22 protein-coding genes are annotated in these 19,331 nt (G+C 34.6%); 18 read left to right on the top strand and 4 right to left on the bottom strand.

What is annotated here, in order from left to right:
• Window positions 1-38 precede the first annotated feature (38 nt).
• Complete coding sequence (tgt, locus tag BMX64_RS10095) at window positions 39-1,169, bottom strand: tRNA guanosine(34) transglycosylase Tgt (RefSeq protein WP_091171344.1); 1,131 nt, start codon at window positions 1,167-1,169, stop codon at window positions 39-41.
• A 994-nt stretch (window positions 1,170-2,163) separates the two neighbouring features.
• Between tgt and BMX64_RS10090 the strand changes: the two genes are divergently transcribed.
• From BMX64_RS10090 to BMX64_RS10055, 8 genes are all read left to right on the top strand, one after another.
• Entirely contained in the window at window positions 2,164-3,105 is a 942-nt protein-coding gene (locus BMX64_RS10090; RefSeq protein WP_091171340.1) for a 5'-nucleotidase, read from the top strand.
• Window positions 3,106-3,310: 205 nt separating this feature from the next.
• Complete coding sequence (locus BMX64_RS10085) at window positions 3,311-4,450, top strand: pyridoxal phosphate-dependent aminotransferase (RefSeq protein ID WP_091171336.1); 1,140 nt, start codon at window positions 3,311-3,313, stop codon at window positions 4,448-4,450.
• Window positions 4,451-5,076: 626 nt separating this feature from the next.
• A complete protein-coding gene (locus BMX64_RS10080; RefSeq protein ID WP_091171333.1) occupies window positions 5,077-5,376 on the top strand; it encodes a hypothetical protein in 300 nt (99 codons plus the stop codon).
• A gap of 96 nt (window positions 5,377-5,472) precedes the next feature.
• A complete protein-coding gene (locus tag BMX64_RS10075) occupies window positions 5,473-5,730 on the top strand; it encodes a hypothetical protein (protein WP_091171329.1) in 258 nt (85 codons plus the stop codon).
• Between the two features lie 15 nt (window positions 5,731-5,745).
• On the top strand, window positions 5,746-6,540 hold the full coding sequence (locus BMX64_RS10070) for a DUF3667 domain-containing protein (protein WP_091171325.1): 795 nt from the start codon (window positions 5,746-5,748) through the stop codon (window positions 6,538-6,540).
• A gap of 157 nt (window positions 6,541-6,697) precedes the next feature.
• Window positions 6,698-7,255 (top strand): YdeI/OmpD-associated family protein, encoded by a 558-nt coding sequence (locus BMX64_RS10065; protein WP_091171322.1) that lies wholly within the window; start codon window positions 6,698-6,700, stop codon window positions 7,253-7,255.
• A 32-nt stretch (window positions 7,256-7,287) separates the two neighbouring features.
• On the top strand, window positions 7,288-7,683 hold the full coding sequence (locus tag BMX64_RS10060) for a ribosomal maturation YjgA family protein (protein WP_091171318.1): 396 nt from the start codon (window positions 7,288-7,290) through the stop codon (window positions 7,681-7,683).
• A gap of 87 nt (window positions 7,684-7,770) precedes the next feature.
• Window positions 7,771-8,190 carry a DoxX family protein gene (locus BMX64_RS10055; protein WP_091171314.1) on the top strand — a complete coding sequence of 140 codons (420 nt, stop codon included), beginning with the start codon at window positions 7,771-7,773 and terminating at the stop codon, window positions 8,188-8,190.
• 66 nt (window positions 8,191-8,256) lie between these two features.
• On the opposite strand, the gene BMX64_RS10050 is transcribed toward BMX64_RS10055, so the two are convergent.
• Complete coding sequence (locus BMX64_RS10050; RefSeq protein ID WP_091171801.1) at window positions 8,257-9,105, bottom strand: alpha/beta hydrolase; 849 nt, start codon at window positions 9,103-9,105, stop codon at window positions 8,257-8,259.
• Between the two features lie 213 nt (window positions 9,106-9,318).
• Here BMX64_RS10050 and BMX64_RS10045 point away from each other — a divergent pair, with 213 nt between their 5' ends.
• Entirely contained in the window at window positions 9,319-9,750 is a 432-nt protein-coding gene (locus tag BMX64_RS10045) for a DoxX family protein (RefSeq protein WP_091171311.1), read from the top strand.
• Between the two features lie 114 nt (window positions 9,751-9,864).
• On the opposite strand, the gene BMX64_RS10040 is transcribed toward BMX64_RS10045, so the two are convergent.
• Window positions 9,865-10,242 carry a hypothetical protein gene (locus BMX64_RS10040; RefSeq protein WP_091171307.1) on the bottom strand — a complete coding sequence of 126 codons (378 nt, stop codon included), beginning with the start codon at window positions 10,240-10,242 and terminating at the stop codon, window positions 9,865-9,867.
• 386 nt (window positions 10,243-10,628) lie between these two features.
• Here BMX64_RS10040 and BMX64_RS10035 point away from each other — a divergent pair, with 386 nt between their 5' ends.
• The 9 genes from BMX64_RS10035 (at window position 10,629) to BMX64_RS09995 (ending at window position 18,093) form a co-directional block, all read left to right on the top strand.
• Window positions 10,629-11,186, top strand: a complete 558-nt coding sequence (locus BMX64_RS10035; RefSeq protein WP_091171301.1) for a MepB family protein — start codon at window positions 10,629-10,631, stop codon at window positions 11,184-11,186.
• Window positions 11,187-11,423: 237 nt separating this feature from the next.
• A complete protein-coding gene (locus BMX64_RS10030) occupies window positions 11,424-12,170 on the top strand; it encodes an outer membrane lipoprotein-sorting protein (protein ID WP_091171298.1) in 747 nt (248 codons plus the stop codon).
• A complete protein-coding gene (locus tag BMX64_RS10025) occupies window positions 12,167-13,381 on the top strand; it encodes an ABC transporter permease (RefSeq protein WP_091171293.1) in 1,215 nt (404 codons plus the stop codon). Before BMX64_RS10030 ends, BMX64_RS10025 begins: the two co-directional genes overlap by 4 nt.
• 124 nt (window positions 13,382-13,505) lie before the next feature.
• Window positions 13,506-14,717: an ABC transporter permease gene (locus tag BMX64_RS10020; protein ID WP_091171289.1), complete on the top strand. Its 1,212-nt coding sequence runs from the start codon at window positions 13,506-13,508 to the stop codon at window positions 14,715-14,717.
• 4 nt (window positions 14,718-14,721) lie between these two features.
• The gene (locus BMX64_RS10015; protein ID WP_091171284.1) at window positions 14,722-15,453 is read left to right on the top strand and encodes an ABC transporter ATP-binding protein; all 732 of its coding nucleotides are present in this window, start codon (window positions 14,722-14,724) and stop codon (window positions 15,451-15,453) included.
• On the top strand, window positions 15,450-16,619 hold the full coding sequence (locus tag BMX64_RS10010; protein WP_143056077.1) for a hypothetical protein: 1,170 nt from the start codon (window positions 15,450-15,452) through the stop codon (window positions 16,617-16,619). Before BMX64_RS10015 ends, BMX64_RS10010 begins: the two co-directional genes overlap by 4 nt.
• Before the next feature lie 121 nt (window positions 16,620-16,740).
• The gene (locus BMX64_RS10005) at window positions 16,741-17,025 is read left to right on the top strand and encodes a rhodanese-like domain-containing protein (RefSeq protein WP_091171275.1); all 285 of its coding nucleotides are present in this window, start codon (window positions 16,741-16,743) and stop codon (window positions 17,023-17,025) included.
• Between the two features lies 1 nt (window position 17,026).
• Complete coding sequence (locus tag BMX64_RS10000) at window positions 17,027-17,347, top strand: rhodanese-like domain-containing protein (protein ID WP_091171273.1); 321 nt, start codon at window positions 17,027-17,029, stop codon at window positions 17,345-17,347.
• Window positions 17,348-17,523: 176 nt separating this feature from the next.
• Window positions 17,524-18,093 (top strand): YciE/YciF ferroxidase family protein, encoded by a 570-nt coding sequence (locus BMX64_RS09995; protein WP_091171270.1) that lies wholly within the window; start codon window positions 17,524-17,526, stop codon window positions 18,091-18,093.
• A gap of 139 nt (window positions 18,094-18,232) precedes the next feature.
• On the opposite strand, the gene BMX64_RS09990 is transcribed toward BMX64_RS09995, so the two are convergent.
• On the bottom strand, window positions 18,233-19,327 hold the full coding sequence (locus tag BMX64_RS09990; RefSeq protein ID WP_091171266.1) for an alkene reductase: 1,095 nt from the start codon (window positions 19,325-19,327) through the stop codon (window positions 18,233-18,235).
• Window positions 19,328-19,331: the final 4 nt, after the last annotated feature.

Below are 19,331 nucleotides of genomic sequence, written 5' to 3'. Positions count from 1 at the left end.
GAGTTTTAAACTTTAAACTAAAAAAACTTTAAACATTTCTATAATCGCTGGCTCATATTTTTCACCATCATTTCTTTCCAAGGTCTGAAATCGCCCGCTAAGATATGTTTTCTGGCTTCACGAACCAACCACATATAAAAACCAAGATTGTGTATCGTAGCAATTTGTTTTCCTAGGTATTCATTAGCAGCAAAAAGGTGGCGCAAATACGCTTTCGTGTATTCTGTATCCACGTAAGTGATTGCCATTTCGTCAATTGGAGAGAAATCAGCTTCCCACTTTTTATTTTTGATATTGATGGTACCATTTGCGGTAAACAACATTCCGTTTCTGGCGTTACGCGTTGGCATAACACAGTCAAACATGTCGATTCCAAGGGCAATATTTTCCAAAATATTTATTGGAGTTCCCACGCCCATTAGGTAACGCGGTTTGTCTTCCGGTAAAATTTCGCAAACCACTTCAGTCATCGCGTACATTTCTTCGGCAGGTTCCCCTACTGAAAGTCCACCAATGGCGTTTCCTACTTGATTTGAATTTGCAATATATTCCGCTGATTGCTGACGCAAATCCTTATAACAACTTCCCTGAACAATTGGAAAAAAAGCTTGATCGTAACCGTATTTTACAGGCTGCGTGTCTAAATGATTGATGCAACGGTCTAACCAACGGTGGGTCATTTTCATGGAGCGTTTTGCGTAGTTGTAATCACACGGATACGGCGTACACTCATCAAATGCCATAATAATATCGGCACCAATGGTACGTTGAATTTCCATCACATTCTCTGGTGTAAAAAAGTGGTACGAACCGTCAATATGCGATTTGAACTTCACTCCTTCTTCCTTAATTTTTCTGTTGGCCGAGAGTGAATACACTTGGTAGCCACCAGAATCCGTCAAAATATTACGGTCCCAATTCATGAATTTATGCAAACCACCAGCTTTCTCCAGGATTTCCGTTTGTGGTCGCAAGTATAAGTGGTAGGTATTTCCCAGGATAATATCCGGGTTAATGTCTTCTTTCAGTTCCCGTTGATGCACTCCTTTTACTGAAGCTACGGTACCCACAGGCATAAAAATTGGAGTTTCAATCACCCCGTGATCAGTAGTAATACTTCCCGCTCTGGCTTTCGACTGCGGATCTTTTTTTAATAAATCAAACTTCATAGTAACGTATTTCACCCGATTGTTCGGCTGGCAAAGATAGGTTAATTTGAAATCTACATCAAAAAAATGTTTTCCATCCCATAAAGTAAAAAAGTATCCCAAAAACTATCAGAATAACAACCAAAACATACCAACTTTTTAAGAGAAAAATGAGATAATTATATCGTTCAAAAAGACAAGTGCAATTAGTATCTGGTTTTGGGCGTGCCCTAAAAAGGTCGGGCTATTCGTTATAATCTTTTACTCCGCTGCGCTTCATAAAAGGATTTCCACTGTTATCCCTCACGCAAAAAGTTGTATCAACGACTAAAATATTCCGATTGCTATTCAAAAAAACATCCAGTTATTAAAAAATCCTTTTGATTATTTGTAAGAAAATTTTAATATATTTGGAAATCTATAACGCGAAACAAACCTTCGCAAATCTACCCATATTAGGGTGTATACAAGAAGGTTTGTTTCGCCTATATACAAGTTACCGGAGACTTGTGCCGAAATCACGCTGATGGTTTCAATCAGAAAATTTACAAAGCAGAAGCGTGAAAGTTGAAACTTGCCAGCAGACTCGAGCGACAGCGAACAGGCAAAGCAAGCTTGAAAATTGGAATCTGAAAAGCAGAAACGTAAAAGTTGGAATTTGCCAACTGAAACTTAAAAAAGAAACGTGAAAAGCGGAAAGTGAAAACTTGAAACTTTGAGCCAAAAAATATAGAACCAAAAACCGAAAACTAAACTTTGTCGAGCGGACGGAATTGGATAAACGGAATCTTAAAAAAATTGCGGTTTAAAACGAGATTTCGTCAAAACAAGCCTCCGGTAACACACGCTACAAGCAAGCTGGGCATTTGGCAAAATTTAATGATGGTTTTGTATTTGAAAAATTATTTTTTAGCCGAAAGTTTAGGCTTTCTTAATCCCAGCCTGCGTGTAGCGCGGGGACGTTGGAAAACAGTTTGGAAAAACCGAAAAACCTCATTAGAAATTACAAGAAAATATGGCATTAGACTTTTCAAAAATATTAGTAGTTGGAGTTTCTTCTAGAGCTCTTTTCAATTTAGAAGTAGAAAATGAAATTTTCAAAAATGAAAATATAGAAGGATTTCGAAAATATCAATTAGACCACGAAAATGAATTATTATCAGAAGGAACAGCTTTTCCTTTAATCAAAAGTCTATTAAAGTTAAACGAAATTGCTTCTAAACAAATTATTGAAGTTGTCGTAATGTCTAGAAATAGCCCAGAAACAGGAGTCCGAGTTTTAAAATCAATGAAACACTTTAATCTTCCAATTACTAGATGGGCATTTTCGGGAGGCGAACCACTTTCTCCATTTATTGATGCTTTTGATATTGATTTATTTTTATCAAAAGATGAAGTTGAAGTACAGAAGATAAGTGATACTTCAAATTGCGCCACAGCATTAATTTACGCACCGCCTACAGATTATCTTCCCGAGATTGACAGAGTGAAATTTGCGTTTGATGCCGATGCTGTTGTTTTCTCAGAAGAATCCGAACAGATTTATAAAGAAAAAGGTATTGAAGCTTTCCATCAACACGAAACCGAAAATGAAGATATTCCGTTAAGTGATGGACCATTTGCCGAATTGTTAAGAAAATTATCTAAAATTCAAGAATTTTTACCAACAACAATAGAATTAACACCACTAAGAATTGCAATTGTAACAGCTAGAAATGCTCCAAGTCATATGAGAGTAATTAAGACACTTCGTCATTGGGGTGTTTATGTCGATGAAGCATATTTTTTGGGTGGATTATCAAAAGACAAAGTTTTGAAAGCATTTGGAGCTCATATTTTTTTTGACGACCAAGAAACCCATCTTGAAGGCTCAAGTAAAGTCGTGCCTTCTGGAAAAGTATTATACAAAACCGACTCTCCATTAAAAAAATACGAAAAAAACAAAATCAAAGAATAAAAAACCGATTTGCCAACCGCCATTTTGAGCTAGCTGTAGTTTACCGGAATTACCGTTTCGTATCAAGTTTTCATAAATCCTAAAATTGAACGTTTACGAACTTCCAGCCCTTTCAAAGTGGCGAAACGAACGTTGGACGTAATTTTAACACTCCGCGGTTGTAACAAACTATTTTTTTTAAAGACTTGTTAAAGAAAAAGATAGTATGGAAACGAACCGAAGACTTTGGCTGAAAAAAATTGGAATTGGAGTAGCTGGTATTGGACTTACACACTTCAATTCATTTGCTTCTCCTCTTGTATCAGAAAATTTAATTAATAGTTTTGAAAATGATGCTAACTTAATTTTTTTACGCTCAAATGAAAACCCCTATGGTCCATCTCCATTAGCAAGGAAAGCATTTGTAGACAATGCGAATATTAGTAACCGATATAATTGGGATGTTGCGACACAACTGATTGCTGACCTTGCAATACGAAATAGTGTTAAAGACGAAAACATATTGTTGGGAGCTGGTTCAACTGAAATTTTAGATTTGGTTGCGAAATTTGTATCACTAGACAAAGGACACGAACCGAAGGTGACTGGCAACGCAAATTATGTAATCGCAGACCCAAGCTATGATTATTGGACAGTTACATTAGATAATTTAGGTTTAACGAAAAATAAAGTACCGCTTACAACCTATAAGAAAATTAATTTGCAAGCTATGTTGGCAGCTGTAAACCAAGATACAAAACTTGTTTATATCTGTAATCCAAACAACCCAACAGGAACAATTTGTGAAAGAGAAGCATTAGTAGAATTTGTAACCAAGATTTCACAAAATACAATTGTATTGATTGATGAGGCGTATTTGGACTTTACTAAACAGCAATCCCTTAGCAATCTCGTAAATGACCACAAAAATATTATTATCGCCAAAACATTTTCCAAAATGTATGGTTTGGCTGGAGCACGGATTGGGTATGCAATTGCGAACAAAACAATAATTGATAATTTGGCAAATTTTCAATCCAATACAAATAATAGTGTTAGTGTATTATCAAAACTTGCTGCTATAGCTTCGTTGAAAGATGACAAATTTGTTTCAAATTGCTACTTGCTAAATGAAAATGTAAGACAATATACTATCAGCGAACTCAAAAAGTTAAATTGCGAGTGCATTTTTTCTAATACAAATTTCATCTATTTTTCACTTGCAAAATACAACAAGGACTATTTCAAGCAATTAGAAGATAATAATATTGAAGGCGGAAGAATATATGAAGAGCAAGGTAAATGGACGAGGATTACAGTAGGTAAAATGGACGAAATGAAAAAATTTATTAAAGCAATCCAATAAAAAACTGACCCCGACTGCACTGAAATACCAAAATCGTTAGCCCAATTCTGCAAACTGTGCCCACAACGGTGAGCAAATAACAAAAACAACAAAAAACCGCTACAAAGTATAAAGCTACAACAACCATCGATGCTTATTCTATTACTATAATTATAATGCGCTATCTACCTGTTTGTTATACTATTTGGGTCTTATTTTATTTCATGAACAAACAATCCGTTTTTTAATAAAGAATTTTAATTGTAGTTTAAATCATATATATTTACGCACTGATTAACAAAATAGAGTTCGTTTAGAGGTTTTTAGATGAACTGACGGTAACAGATATTTTACATGAACTTTAACGCGTAAAATTAAAACCTAAAAGTAAAAAAATGTTAGAAAAATTATACGTAAATAAAACAGAAAAAGATGTAAAATCTACAATGAATTTGTATTAGCACTTCTCATTGTGTCTATTGTGATGCCAATTTTATTTAATGCATTTAGTTATTACATCAATGAAAAAAAACATTTGACAAGATCAATGAATTTTATTCGTATAATTATTTGGAGTTTATTTAAGATTGATTACTTGAAAAATAGACTTAAAATAAAGACAACCATAAACCATAAAAAAACACGAAATGAAACCTGAAAATTTATCAGAATTTAGCGATGAAAATTTAATTTTAGAATATAAAAAAATAAAAAGTAATAAAATAATTTTCTCTTTTATTATAGGAATAACAATTGGTATATTCTTTTATAGTTATGTGAAAAACGGTTTTGGATTTTTTACATTCTTTCCTTTAATAATAGGCTATTTGTTAATTAAAAATTCAGGGAATAGTAAATTACTCGAAAAAGAAATAATGAAGGAAATATCGAAATTTAAACTAAACAAGCAGTATAAGATTGTCCAAATTTTAATGAAATTATTATAGTCAGTTTTTTAGTTATTGTAAACTGAAAAAATAAAAAGACATTTGAACCCCAAATCTGCAAAAAAAATATAAATTTTAGAAAAAACAAGAAATCATATGAAGAAAAATATTTACGAAGAATTGACAAATGAAAAATTGCTAAAAAAGAGAGGTTTGCTAAAAGGCGCTTCAATTGGCTTGGGAATTGTTTTCGTATTAGCTACGACTATTTTAATTTATCTTTTAACTGCTAAAGGATTCAAAAACGTTCCTATTGCAACACTTATTCCTGTTTTCACAATGTCAATAACTTTTATTCCTTTACTCATAAACTTAAGTTTAATGAATAAAGAAATTAAATCAAGAAATCTTTAATTTTTTTGAAAATATATGGAACTAAACTGCCAAAATTGCAATCAAATTACTAACGAAAACTTCTGTGGAAATTGTGGACAAAAAAAATATAAAAAAATTGACAAAAAATATATTTGGGACGAAATTCAATACACTTTTTTACACACTAATAAAGGATTTCTCTATTCAGTAAAAAACATCATTAAAAATCCGGGAAAAACAGCAAAAGAATTTATTGACGGTAAAAGGGTAAATCATTACAAGCCCATTTTATTGGCTTTTGTTTTGAGTGGTATTTCTGCATTCATATCATTCAAAATAATTGGACTTAAAGAAATTATGAGCAGTTATTATGCAAAGCAACATATAAATTCCGAATTTATGAATGATTATATGGCTATAACATCAAGTTATAATTCCATTATAATGCTTTTATTAATTCCTTTTTTTGCTTTTTTTACAAAATTGGCTTTTAGCAAATGGGGACATAACTATTATGAACACATAGTCATGAATTCCTATGTACTTTGCTTTTATACCCTGTTCAATATATTCTTAGTCTATCCTCTGATGTTTTTATTTAAAAGTAATATTGATTTTTTTGCTTCTTTGACAAGTTTATCAATGTTGTCTATTCTTTTCATTTTAACTTGGTTTTTTAAAGAATTATATTCAGACAAGCCCTTGAAAAGTGTAATTGGTCGGGTTGGATTAACAATAGGATTAATGATTTTAGGATTTGTTTTACTTATGATTTTAACAGTAATTGGAGGATTTATTTATGCAATGAATGAAGGACCTGAAGCACTAGAATATATGAAACCCAAATAGAAACTCCGGTTGAACAGCCTGTTCCATTTTTTCGCGAGAACCGTTCATTGGCAGGTGCTGTGGAGTTTTCGATAAATTAGAAGATAGAATTATAAGAGGATTTAGTGACCTCTTTTTTTTGTATTTTTCTGCGGTATTTAACAAACTTCATTTTGAAATGGCACCAACCTTTTTTGCAACACAAGCCCAATTTAGAACATGGTTAGAAAAGCACCACAAAAAAGAAACCGAACTACTAGTAGGTTTCTACAAAGTGAGTAGCGATATACCATCCATGACTTGGTCGCAATCCGTGGATCAAGCGCTATGCTTTGGCTGGATTGACGGCGTACGAAAATCGATTGATGCTGAAAGTTACAGCATACGTTTTACGCCACGAAGAAGCAACAGTATTTGGAGCGCCATCAACATCCAGAAAATGGAGGAACTCAGTAAAGCCGGACTAATGACTCCCGAAGGACAAAAAGCATTTGATTTACGCAAAGAAAGCAAATCCCGAATTTATTCTCACGAAAAAGAACCTGCTATTCTTGACCCAAATTATGAAAGTCAATTTAAAATGAATCCGCCAGCATGGGACTTTTTTAATGCACAAGCACCTTCCTACAAAAAAGTGATGACACATTGGATTATGACGGCAAAACAGGAAAAAACCAGAATAGCCAGACTTGAAAAAACAATACAAATTAGTGAGCAACAAAAACGAATGTTATAAAAAGTAAAATCCTAAATAATTTCACCACCAAAATGTTTCAATTCAACCGCAACTATTTTATACTTACAATTTTACTTTTTCTGACAGAAGTTGCCATTGCCATGTACGTTCATGATGACTTTATAAGACCTTATTTCGGAGATTTTTTAGTGGTTATTTTACTCTATTGTTTTGTGAAATCCTTTGCAAAAGTTTCGGTTTTGGTAGCTGCAAGTCTTGTATTGATTTTTTCATTCGGTATCGAAATCGCACAGTATTTCAATATGGTGGAAAAACTGGGACTAAAACATTCTAAGATTGCAAGAGTTGTGCTCGGGAATTCATTTGCCTGGATGGATTTGCTTGCCTACTTTCTTGGAATTCTAACCGTAATTGGTATTGAAACACTCCATTTAAAACAAAAGAATAAAATCCATAACCAGATGTAACTTTCGCTAAAATACGGTATTTCATATAGCAAATTCTTGTGAAAAAATCTTATGTTTGTCTGAACACGATTTAAAAACTTAAAAAATATGATTCGAAAATTATTTTCCTCAAGTTCATGGTCCGCTAATGCAACAGATTGGGCTTCGCTTATTTTACGATTAACATTTGGTTTATTGATGTTGAGTCATGGTATACCAAAACTGATGAAGTTAATGGATGGCAACATGGAATTTGGTGATCCAATAGGCATTGGTGTTCCGGCATCATTAGCTTTGACCGTTTTTGCCGAAGTTTTATGCTCCGCATTACTAGTACTTGGATTATGGACCCGACTGGCTTTGATTCCGCTTATTGTAACCATGGCGGTGGCGGTATTTATTGTCCATATCAATGATGATTTAGGAACAATGGAATCTGCATTATTGTATTTACTATCCTATTGCGCGCTGTTTTTATTGGGAAGTGGTAAATATTCAATGGATGCTGTTTTGAAAAGAAAAGCATAAACCAATTCTTCTTATTCTTCGGATTTAAATATCAAAACCTTAATCATGCTGATCCTATCAGTATGGTTAAGGTTTTTTCTTATTGTTCAATTCCATAAAAGCAATAATCTCATAAAAGCGATTGCTCCAAGGCGAAAAATACTGAAGCACCATTGGGACGTGCTTTTTATTCAACCGTATTGGTGTCACATCGGGTTGGAAAGGTTGCAAAGCAGTTACAAAACGGCTATTGGCAATTTTAATGGAATTATATGTTTTGTCTCCAACATAAATTAAAAAAGGTGGTGTGTTTTTATTTAAAAAATAAATGGGCGAAGCATCTTTCCATTGCTCCGGATTTGATGTCCAAGTTGCCAAATAATCATCTTTTTCAGTTGGCAGATTTCCTTCTAAATAATTTTTCATATCCAATCCTGCCGCATCATTCAGGATTATTCCGGCAATAGTCCCAGAATCAATTCCATATTTCGGATTCATGACTGCCAAAGCACCAAGATGACCGCCTGCCGAATGACCCGTGATAAAAATCGAATTGGGATTACCATTGTACTGGCTGATATTCTTTTTTGTCCATTGAATTACGGACACAATTTGCCGTGTCATATCATCGTAAGAAGCCTTAGGACTCAATGTATAATCCGGGATAACTGTAATCACTCCTTTGCTTGCAAAATTTCTGCCCAACAAATCATACGTCCCTTTCCGACCGCTGTTCCAATTGCCTCCGTGAACAAAAATTATAACGGGAGCCGGCGTCACACTTGATTTTCGGGGAACAAAAACATTCAATTGTGGCGGTTTTGCCGTATTTTTTTCGGTAGAATTGAGGTACGAAATATCAGTATTTTTTTTTGAACCGCAGTTGACCAAAAGAAAAGCATTCAGTAAGACGATTATGAAGAAAGATAAACGCATATTCATTTTTTTACGAATATAAGATTTTAAAAAATCACGAAAGTTAATTTAGCTTTAAAAGGTAGTTTTCTTGAGTAAAACGTTTTTCATATCCTTTAATACAACTATATTTACTTCTAAATTTTCTTTTACTAATGTTACTAAAATTTTTCTCTATCAAATAATTAGAGCATCTTTTCTACCTTTATTTTTATAAAAAAAAATTAAATACAAATGAACACTACGAATACCCAAAATCTCGAAAAAACAAGTGTAGTTCAAAACATAAGTCGGTATATATTAGGATTATTCCTTACCACTGCTGGAATTAGTCATCTTACTTGGAGTCGAACAGAATTTTTAGCACAAGTACCACCCTGGATTCCAGTAAACGCCGATTTAGTGGTTCTGCTGTCTGGTGTAGTCGAAATTGCTTTGGGTTTATCCCTAATTCTGTTGTTTAAGTATCGCATCCAGGTTGGATGGATTGTAGCTGCTTTTTTTGTCCTTGTCTTTCCGGGAAATATTGCGCAGCTGGTCGAACATAGAAACGCTTTCGGACTCAATACAGAACTTGCCAGATGGCTCAGACTTCCATTTCAACCAGTCCTCATTCTAGTAGCATTATGGTCAACTGGAGCCTGGCATTCGTGGAGGGCAAAATAAAAAATTGAGGACGGAAGTCCCATGCATTTTTTATTTAAATTTCAAAATTATATTGTACCAAACAAAATAGGCTGCCCTTCCGGACAGCCTATCAACATTTTATTTCAGAAAAGATTAGTTGAATTGTGAAGCCACATATTCAATTAAACTTTCATCACTCATTTTATTAGAAGTACTATCTTTAGTCTCTACATTTTTATATTGTGGAGTCTCTTTCAAATATTTAATAAATTGCTCTTGAGCAACACCAGGTCCGGTTACGTGCAATTCATCAACATTTTGCATGTGAGCAGTGATGTTTTTGAATAACTTGTGAAGTGAATCTCTTTCAGCATTATTTGCTGCATTTTCACTTGAATTTCCACCTTGACCTTCTTCTTTTTCGTGCCCTAATACTACGAAATCACCTGAATCTACATTTTCTCTACCTACGATAGTTGCATGATGTGAATCCATCCAAACTCCAAATTGTTTTTTACTTTTGTCTGACATTATTATATATTTATTTTATTAATACTTATATTATTAAATGTTCAAAAAGCATGCCGCGAAGGATTATTTCTTTTTTCTTTTAAAAACACCTTGTTAGCTGCAATTAATAGCACTGATTCAGTACGTTACTTTTATTAAAGCATATGCTAATTTACAGTAAATTATAGAGGAAAGCTACTTAAATCTTTAAATAAATAGTCATTGGAGTTCTTATTGTACCTATTTTTATTATCTAAAACCAATAAATTATAATTGATGTTTTGGTGATATGATCTTGCTTATTCAAAATAAATCTGAACTTTTCATAAAACAATCAATGTGTATTTTTTTGAAATAATTTTTATATCAGTTTAATCGTATATATTTACTGGAAATTAAGGTTAAAAATGCATGTATGTAATCAACCTGATAAATCCTTATTTACAACAATTCAAATGATTCCCGAAAACCTAATTGAGACTAAAGAGCTTGTATTTGACAAATGTGGTTTTGAATTTCAAAATCTCGAAATAGAAAAAGAAAGTGCCGAATATGGCGCTTGTAAATTTGATCTTGATAAAATTAAAACACTCTTTCGTGTTGCCAAAATTACTCCTACAAAGATTGGGCAGTTTGTCACTTTTTGGAAGAGAATAGGAAAAGGGCCAATCGAACCTTATGCTGTTTCAGACGAGATTGATTTTTTTATTATAAATACTAAAAGTGGTAATCAATTTGGTCAATTTATTTTTCCAAAATCAGTACTTTGCCAACAAGGAATTATCAGTACCATCGTAAAAGAAGGAAAACGAGCAATACGTGTGTATCCACCTTGGGATTTGACAGTGAGCAAACAGGCACAAAAAACCCAAAAATGGCAACTGGAATATTTTTTAGAAATTCCTTTGAACCAGCCCATAAATTTAGAAAGAGCGAAACAGCTTTATGCTATAAAAAACGGATAGTTTTAATCAAAATATGTTTTTTATCCACATTTTTGGACTGATATTTCATTATCTTTGAGGTAGTTATGATTTATTCCGTTATGGTGAGTTTGTTTTGAGTTATTGTATTTCAAAAAGGACGTTGTTTCGAAAAGTGAATTGTCCTAATATCCATTACCGCCCCTTTTATCTTTATTTATCGAAACCTGCATATTTTCACGATTGGGCTAAATCAACCTAATTATTAAAATCGAAGGTATGAAAAAGATATTCTTCCTATTTTTTTTTCATTTATTGATTATCCCTTTTGCTTTTGCGCAAGAGGCAAAAGACGTTGTGAAAAAAGCGGACGAAAAAGCAAAAGGAAAAACCTCTGCGGCTACCATCACGATTCAAACAATTCGGCCAGGATGGACTCGGGAAATGAGTGTGAAAGGATGGACAAAAGGCAATGATTTGACCTTGATTTTGGTTTTGGCTCCAGCCAAAGAAAAAGGCGTAGTCTACTTAAAGCGAAAAAAAGAAGTTTGGAACTGGATTCCTTCCATAGAAAGAAACATCAAAATGCCGCCTTCGATGATGAGCCAGAGTTGGATGGGGACGGATTTTACTAATGATGATTTGGTCAAGGAAGCTTCTATTCTGGAAGATTACAACCATTCGTTTCTAGCAGAAGTAACTATTGACGCAAGAACTTGTTATAAAATCCAACTGCTGCCCAAACCCAAAGCGGCAGTAGTTTGGGGAAAAGTCATTATGGCGATTGACAAAAAAGATTTCATGATGCTGCATGTTGAGTACTATGACGAAGATGGAGTACTCATTAACACGATGCATTGCACCGATATCAAAATGTTGGGAGGTCGCTTATTACCCGCAAGAATGGAAATGGTTCCTGCTAACAAAAAAGGCAATAAAACAGTATTACTTTATAATTCACTTGTTTTTGATACGCCACTGGATGATTCATTCTTCAATACCCAAAACATAACCAAAGTAAAATGATTCTGAAATTAATTTGGAGAAACCTTTGGAGAAACAGCCGACGCACGCTAATTACGATGGCTTCCATAGCGTTTGCCGTTTTATTTGCCGTTTTGATGAAATCATTTCAGGATGGGGTTTTCAATAATTTGATTAAAAATGTGGTAGGATACTATTCCGGTTATGTTCAAATTCACCAAAAAGGCTATTGGGACGAACAAATTCTGGACAATAGCTTTGAGCTAAAAAAAGAATTAAATGATCAACTGCAACAAAACCATCAAATAACAGCAATCGTTCCCCGATTAGAAACTTTTGTTTTGGCTTCCAAAGGAAATACAACCAAAGGATGCCTGCTCGTGGGAACTGATGCCGTAAGAGAAAACAAACTCACTCAATTAAAAAGCAAACTAATCAAAGGAAGTTATTTCGAAAACAATGAGGCAACAGTTCTTATTGCGGAAGGTTTGGCTAAACGGCTGGAGGTTAGTTTTAGTGATACGATTGTGCTTTTTGGTCAGGGTTTTCATGGCGTTATGGCTGCCGGAAAATATAAAATAAAAGGAATTATCCATTTGGCCTCTCCAGAAATGAATGCAGCTTTTGTGTATTTGCCTTTGACTGCAACCCAGTCTTTTTTGAGTGCTGAAAACAGACTTACTTCTGTTTCATTGGGGATTGATGACCCTGAAAATACGGATGCTATCGCTCAAAACATAAAAGCCATTATTGGACAACAATATGAAGTAATGCCTTGGCAGGAACTGATACCTGATGTTGCGAACCATATCAAAGCCGATGGTTTTTCGTTTTACATTTTTTCAGGAATTTTATACCTCATCATTGGCTTCGGACTTTTTGGAACGGTTTTAATGATGACGGCTGAGCGCAAATATGAGTTTGGAATGCTGATCGCTATCGGCATGAAAAAATCCAAATTGCAACTGATACTATTTGGTGAAACAGTACTGATTACTTTTTTTGGAGTCCTGTTAGGCATCTTGTTGAGTCTGCCATTAGTACTTTATTTAAAGGAAAAGCCAATCCGTTTTGGGGGAGAATTAGCAAAAGCGTATGAACAATTTGGTTTTGAAGCACTCTTTCCCACTAACGTTGACCAGAATATTTTTATAACCCAATCGCTCATTGTCTTGGCAATGGCAGTACTGATTGGCGTATATCCGCTTTGGCATATTCACGGTTTGGATCCTGTGAATGCAATGAAAAAGTGATGTACTTTCTATTTCGAAAAAAAGTGAGCCAAGAATACCATTAATTCACACTGATTTTTTAATATCCGAAAAGTGGGATTCAATTCAAAAAAACAATGATACAATTCATATTAAAGAAAAAATCATGTTGACAAAAATCGCCAGCAGAAATATTTGGAGAAGCAGGAAACGAAGTCTCATCATTATCGCGGCGGTAAGCATTGGTTTATGGGCTGGAATTTTTATGATGGCTTTTTACAACGGCATGATTGAACAACGAATCAATTCTGCAATTACAGACGAACTTTCTCATATTCAAGTACACCATCCCGAATTCAGAAAAGAATATGACATAAAATATCATTTATCCGAAGGCAGAAAAATAGTGGAAACTATTAGAAAAGACAGCAAAATAAAAGCGATAGCAGGTCGTATAATCCTAAAAGGAATGATTGCTTCGGCCTCCGGAAGCAGTGGCATAACGATAAACGGAATTAAGCCTGAAGCTGAGCAAATACTCACTAATCTGAACGAAAAAATCATCAAGGGAAACTATTTCAATCCCCAAAAAACAAACGAAATCATCTTGAGTGAAAAGCTCTGCAAAAAATTAAAACTGAACCTCAACAAGAAAACCATCCTGACTTTTCAGGATACCGAAGGCAATCTGGCATCAGGAGCTTTCCGGATTACCGCTATTTACAAAACCGTAAATGGGCCTTACGACGAAAGTAATGTTTTTGTAAAAATAACGGATATAGATTCGCTCGCGGGGATTCCAAATGCCATTAATGAAATTGCCATTTTACTGAAATCCAATACAGAATTGGAAGAAATTCAAAAAAAACTGAAACACAAATTTCCAAAAACAGAAATAAAAAACTGGATGGAAATTTCACCGGAACTTGGGCTGACAATTTCCGTGGGAGACCAAATGGTATTTATTTTCATGGGAATTATTCTTCTGGCGCTGGCGTTTGGAATTGTCAACACAATGATGATGTCCGTATTAGAGCGAACACGAGAAATAGGGATGTTACTGGCTTTAGGGATGAATAAATTTAAAATATTCATGATGATTCTCTTGGAAACGCTGTTTCTGATAATTGCAGGTTGTCCAGTTGGGATTTTACTAGCCTTTGTTTCTATTGGTATAACGCAACGAACAGGAATTGACTTTAGTAATTTCTCTGAAGCCTATTCCAGTTTTGGTTACAGTTCCATAATCTATCCCAGCTTGACGGCAAGGCAGTTCGGGATTATCATGTTGTTGGTTTTTATTACGGCCTTATTTTCGGCTTTATTTCCGGCAAGAAGAGTTTTGAAATTGAATCCGGCAGAATCTTTAAAAAAATAAGACCATGAAAGAAACAGTTATAGATGCGCATAATTTATCGAAAATATACGATGAAAATACTATTCCGGTGTATGCCCTAAACAAAGTCCATCTTCATATTTCACGGGGAGAATTCACAGCCATCAAAGGTCCTTCGGGTTCGGGAAAAACCACTTTACTTAACATGATTGGCGGTTTAGACATTCCTTCAGAAGGTTTTGTCGAGATTAACGGAACCAATATCACGGAACTCAGAGGCAACAAACTGATTGACTTTAGATTGAACAATATTGGTTTTGTATTTCAATCCTATAATTTGATTCCGGTGCTTACCGCCAAAGAAAATATCGAGTTTATTATGCTTTTGCAAAAGCGTCCCAAGCAAGAAACTGAGCAACGGGTTTTGGAATTACTGAAACAAATTGGTTTAGAAGACAAAATCAATAAACGTCCAAGAGAATTATCCGGAGGACAACAGCAACGTGTGGCCGTGGCGAGAGCATTGGCACCAAAACCACAATTTATTTTAGCAGATGAACCTACGGCAAATCTCGATTCTGTATCAGCAGAAAATTTATTGGACATGATGCTCAAACTCAATGAGGAAGAAAATATGACTTTTGTTTTTTCGACACACGACCAGAGAGTCATCAACAGAGCGCGAAGAGTCATCACACTCGAAGACGGAAAAATGGTGTCTGATACAGCTCCAACTACCATTGTTCATGAAAAAATAGAAATAAATAAACTTTTGTGAAACTTTATAGCTTCATATTGACCTCGATTTTATACTTCATTTGCACTACAGTTATTGCGCAAAAGGATAGTACAAAAACACGTTGGATAGAACTGAACGGTTATATCAAAGATATGCAAAGCACTTATTTTATTCAAAAAATTGATTCGAATGCATCCATGAATCTGATTCACAACCGTTTGAATTTTAAGTTCATTATTTCACCTAAAATTAGCGGAAGACTAGAAATCAGGAATCGTATTTTTTATGGCGAGCAAGTCAAACTGATTCCAAACTTTGGAAAAACCATTAACGAATACAATGGTTTATTAAACCTTTCTCATTTATGGATAGACGAAAAATCATTCGTGGCGCATTCTGTCATTGATCGCATGCTAGTTCAATATGCAGATGAAAAATGGGATATTAAAATAGGAAGGCAACGCATTAACTGGGGAATTAACAACATCTGGAATCCCAATGATATTTTCAATGCTTATAATTTTCTGGATTTTGATTATGAAGAACGACCGGGCAATGATGCGATACGGATTCAGCGCAATTTGAACAACAGTTCCGTTTTAGAATTTGCCTACAAACCGGGGAAATATATGGACGAACATACTGCTGCTTTTTTATATAAATTCAATAAATGGAACTATGATTTTCAGTTCTTGGGAGGTATCTACCAATCTGATTATGTTGTTGGCGGAGGTTGGGCGGGGAACATTAAACAAGCTGGTTTTAAAGGGGAATTGAGTTATTTTATTCCAAAACGAAACACTTTGGAGACATCCAAAACGGTTAGTTTTTCCATAATGGCGGATCAAACGTTTGGGAACGATTGGTATGTCTCGATTGCCGGTTTATACAATAGCAATCCTACGAATATTTTTGCAGCCAGCGAAAGTTTTCATAACTCAAATTTATCAGCAAAATTGCTGTTTCCCTTTCGCTATAATTTTTATGCAACAGTTATGAAAACTATTTCTCCAATTAAATCGTTCAACTTTTCGATTATTTATTCCCCCGAAAAAAATACGATGATTTTAGTTCCTGTTTATGCTTGGAATGTGGCGACCAATTTTGATTTGGATTTCACAGCACAGTCCTTTTTTGCGGAACATAATAATACGTACCAGAATTTAATAACGGAGATTTACATTAGAGGCCGATGGAGTTTTTAGAGTATTAATGCCAAATATAATTTTTGTTAAGTGATAATTAGTACTAGAAATCGACCGTGTAATTGTAATTTTGTAACACTGGAGTAGGAATACAAAACTTATTAATCTTAAAAATAAAACTATGGAAGTAGCTAAAATAATTAAAGAAAAACTAGGAGCCATTGTCGATGTGCGTTCTTATGATGAATTTATGGGCGGTCATGTTGCGGGCTCCATTAATATTCCGTTGAATGAAATACCACATAGAATGCAGGAAATACAGGAACTTAAAGCACCATTGGTACTGTGTTGTGCCTCTGGAAACAGGAGTGGACAGGCACAAGTGTTTCTAACTGCACATGGAATTGAATCTTACAATGGCGGTTCGTGGCTGGATGTGAATTATTATCAATCTCAAATAGAATAAAATGTTAAACAGACTCAAAAAATTATTCGGACTTAGTGCTAAAGTGAACTATCCGGAATTAGTACAAAACGGGGCAATTGTGATAGATGTGCGTAGCAAAGCAGAATATTTAGCAGGACATATTAAGGATTCCATTAATATTCCCGTGGATACGCTACGCAATAATCTGTTCAAATTGAAAGATAAAAACCAACCTATTATTACGTGTTGCGCCTCAGGAATGCGAAGTGCTTCGGCAAAAAGTATTTTGAAATCAAATGGGTATACTAAAGTCTATAATGGTGGAGGATGGAGCAGTCTAAAAAATAAAATTGGACGTTGAAGAATACGTTTTAAAAGTGTAAATAATACAATTCTTATTTATAATTTGTTAATTAACAGTTAGTTGTGTTTTAATATGTTTAATTTTATTAAACTTAAAAGTTAAGTAATCAGTTCACATGAGATGCTGTGAAAGTGCATATTTCTCATGAAAAATTAATCTTAAAAACTACTGTTATGAGAACCGCAATTAGTAAAAATGAAAGTATTAAAGGTGCCGTACGAGGAGAAATGAATGCTGCACATGGATTACGAGATTTATTTGAAGTTGGGCTAAAAGATATTTACTGGGCGGAAAAAGTTTTAACTAAAACCTTACCCAGAATGATGAAAAATGCTTCATCGCCAGAATTAGTTAATTCTTTGAAAAACCAATTAAATGAAACCCAAGAGCATGTATCGCGTCTGGAAAAAATATTTGAAGTCACAGGTGTTGAAGCCACAGCTAAAAAATGCGAAGCAATGGGTGGTATATTGAAAGAAACAAATAGTCTTATCAAACAAACGGATCTTGGCGTAGTCCGTGATGCCGGAATCATTGCCGCAGACCAAAAAGTAAAACATTATGAAATTGCCACTTATGGTACGTTGCATGCTTATGCAAAAACATTAGGAGAAAACAAAGCGGCAAACTTGCTGGCGATGAGTCTTGATGAAGAGAAAAAAACAGATGCCGCACTAACTGGTATTGCAATGTCACACATCAACAATCAAGCTCACAAAGCTGACGCAATAACGAATACGTAGCGTCTCTCTTTTATTGGAGCATAAAAAATAGTGATTTTTTTGTAAAAAGTAGAAGCCCGCAAAATGCGGGCTTTCTTGTGAATTATAACCAAACTTCATTGAAGAAGTACTATTTTTTATATCTAACAAAAGATTTAAATTATTCAGCCATTGCCGGATAATCAGTGTATCCTTTTACAGTATCAGTATAAAAAGTAGTTTGATCTGGCGTGTTTAATGGTGCATCAGTTTCATAACGAGCCACTAAATCCGGATTTGCAATAAAGGGAACTCCATAAGCAACAAGGTCAGCGTAACCGTCTTCAATAACTTTGATACCCGTTTCTTTATTAAAACCTTTATTGATGATTAAAGTTCCTTTGTAAAATGGTCTGAAATGTTTAGCTACTTCAGTAACCGCAAAAGGCACCTCAGTTACATCAGTAAAAGGCTCCGTTAAATGGATATAAGCCAATCCGTAATCATTCAGTTTATTGATAATGTACTCATAGGTTGGAATTGTCTCTTCATCCAGCATCATTCCCTGCGCATTGTGCAATGAAGGATTCAATCGAACACCAACTTTAGCATAATCAATAACTCCTTCTAAAGCATCTAGAATATCAAATAAGATCCGGGATTTGTTTTCAATAGAACCACCGTATTCATCCGAACGATGATTGGAATACCCATTAAAAAACTGTTGCAACAAATACCCGTTGGCTGCGTGCAATTCGACTCCGTCAAAACCTGCAGCAATTGCATTTTTAGCTCCGTTTTTAAAATCTAAAACGGTTTGTTTGATGTCTTCAATCGTCATTTCTTTTGGAACAACTGTATCTACAAAACCGTCATTCGTGTACGCTTTTGCAAAAGGATTTAAAGATGAAGGTGCGTGTGGCAATTCGCCATTATGCAAATCCGGATGCGACAATCGTCCCGTGTGCCACAATTGTGCGAATATAGTTCCTCCTTTTTCGTGTACTGCTTTGGTAACTAGTTTCCAACCTTCGGTTTGTGCTCCACTGTAAATTCCAGGTACATTGATAAAACCAACTGCTTTTGTACTCACAAAAGTTCCCTCAGAGACAATTAAACCTGCTGTTGCTCTTTGCGCATAATATTCGGCAGTAAGTGTTGTAGGAACATTACCTTCATTATTAGAACGGCTTCGCGTCATTGGTGCCATCACCATTCGGTTTTTTAAAGTACTGCTTCCTAATGTATAGGGTTGAAATAAAATTGATTTACTCATTTGA

The sequence above is a fragment of the Flavobacterium sinopsychrotolerans genome (assembly GCF_900110375.1).
In the GTDB taxonomy this organism is placed as follows: Bacteria; Bacteroidota; Bacteroidia; order Flavobacteriales; family Flavobacteriaceae; genus Flavobacterium; species Flavobacterium sinopsychrotolerans.
The sequence above is the reverse complement of the archived record's forward strand: the minus strand, read 5'-3'. Positions and strand labels throughout refer to the sequence as shown.

Excerpts from the sequence above, each read along its gene's own strand:
- BMX64_RS10030 (WP_091171298.1), top strand. The coding sequence starts at position 11,424 with ATGAAAAAGATATTCTTCCTATTTTTTTTTCATTTATTGATTATCCCT.
- BMX64_RS10070 (WP_091171325.1), top strand. The coding sequence starts at position 5,746 with ATGGAACTAAACTGCCAAAATTGCAATCAAATTACTAACGAAAACTTC.
- tgt (WP_091171344.1), bottom strand. The coding sequence starts at position 1,169 with ATGAAGTTTGATTTATTAAAAAAAGATCCGCAGTCGAAAGCCAGAGCG.
- BMX64_RS10015 (WP_091171284.1), top strand. The coding sequence starts at position 14,722 with ATGAAAGAAACAGTTATAGATGCGCATAATTTATCGAAAATATACGAT.
- BMX64_RS09990 (WP_091171266.1), bottom strand. The coding sequence starts at position 19,327 with ATGAGTAAATCAATTTTATTTCAACCCTATACATTAGGAAGCAGTACT.
- BMX64_RS10085 (WP_091171336.1), top strand. The coding sequence starts at position 3,311 with ATGGAAACGAACCGAAGACTTTGGCTGAAAAAAATTGGAATTGGAGTA.
- BMX64_RS10000 (WP_091171273.1), top strand. The coding sequence starts at position 17,027 with ATGTTAAACAGACTCAAAAAATTATTCGGACTTAGTGCTAAAGTGAAC.
- BMX64_RS10035 (WP_091171301.1), top strand. The coding sequence starts at position 10,629 with ATGCATGTATGTAATCAACCTGATAAATCCTTATTTACAACAATTCAA.
- BMX64_RS10005 (WP_091171275.1), top strand. The coding sequence starts at position 16,741 with ATGGAAGTAGCTAAAATAATTAAAGAAAAACTAGGAGCCATTGTCGAT.
- BMX64_RS10080 (WP_091171333.1), top strand. The coding sequence starts at position 5,077 with ATGAAACCTGAAAATTTATCAGAATTTAGCGATGAAAATTTAATTTTA.
- BMX64_RS10060 (WP_091171318.1), top strand. The coding sequence starts at position 7,288 with ATGTTTCAATTCAACCGCAACTATTTTATACTTACAATTTTACTTTTT.
- BMX64_RS10040 (WP_091171307.1), bottom strand. The coding sequence starts at position 10,242 with ATGTCAGACAAAAGTAAAAAACAATTTGGAGTTTGGATGGATTCACAT.
- BMX64_RS10045 (WP_091171311.1), top strand. The coding sequence starts at position 9,319 with ATGAACACTACGAATACCCAAAATCTCGAAAAAACAAGTGTAGTTCAA.
- BMX64_RS10075 (WP_091171329.1), top strand. The coding sequence starts at position 5,473 with ATGAAGAAAAATATTTACGAAGAATTGACAAATGAAAAATTGCTAAAA.
- BMX64_RS10020 (WP_091171289.1), top strand. The coding sequence starts at position 13,506 with ATGTTGACAAAAATCGCCAGCAGAAATATTTGGAGAAGCAGGAAACGA.
- BMX64_RS09995 (WP_091171270.1), top strand. The coding sequence starts at position 17,524 with ATGAGAACCGCAATTAGTAAAAATGAAAGTATTAAAGGTGCCGTACGA.
- BMX64_RS10050 (WP_091171801.1), bottom strand. The coding sequence starts at position 9,105 with ATGCGTTTATCTTTCTTCATAATCGTCTTACTGAATGCTTTTCTTTTG.
- BMX64_RS10090 (WP_091171340.1), top strand. The coding sequence starts at position 2,164 with ATGGCATTAGACTTTTCAAAAATATTAGTAGTTGGAGTTTCTTCTAGA.
- BMX64_RS10025 (WP_091171293.1), top strand. The coding sequence starts at position 12,167 with ATGATTCTGAAATTAATTTGGAGAAACCTTTGGAGAAACAGCCGACGC.
- BMX64_RS10065 (WP_091171322.1), top strand. The coding sequence starts at position 6,698 with ATGGCACCAACCTTTTTTGCAACACAAGCCCAATTTAGAACATGGTTA.
- BMX64_RS10055 (WP_091171314.1), top strand. The coding sequence starts at position 7,771 with ATGATTCGAAAATTATTTTCCTCAAGTTCATGGTCCGCTAATGCAACA.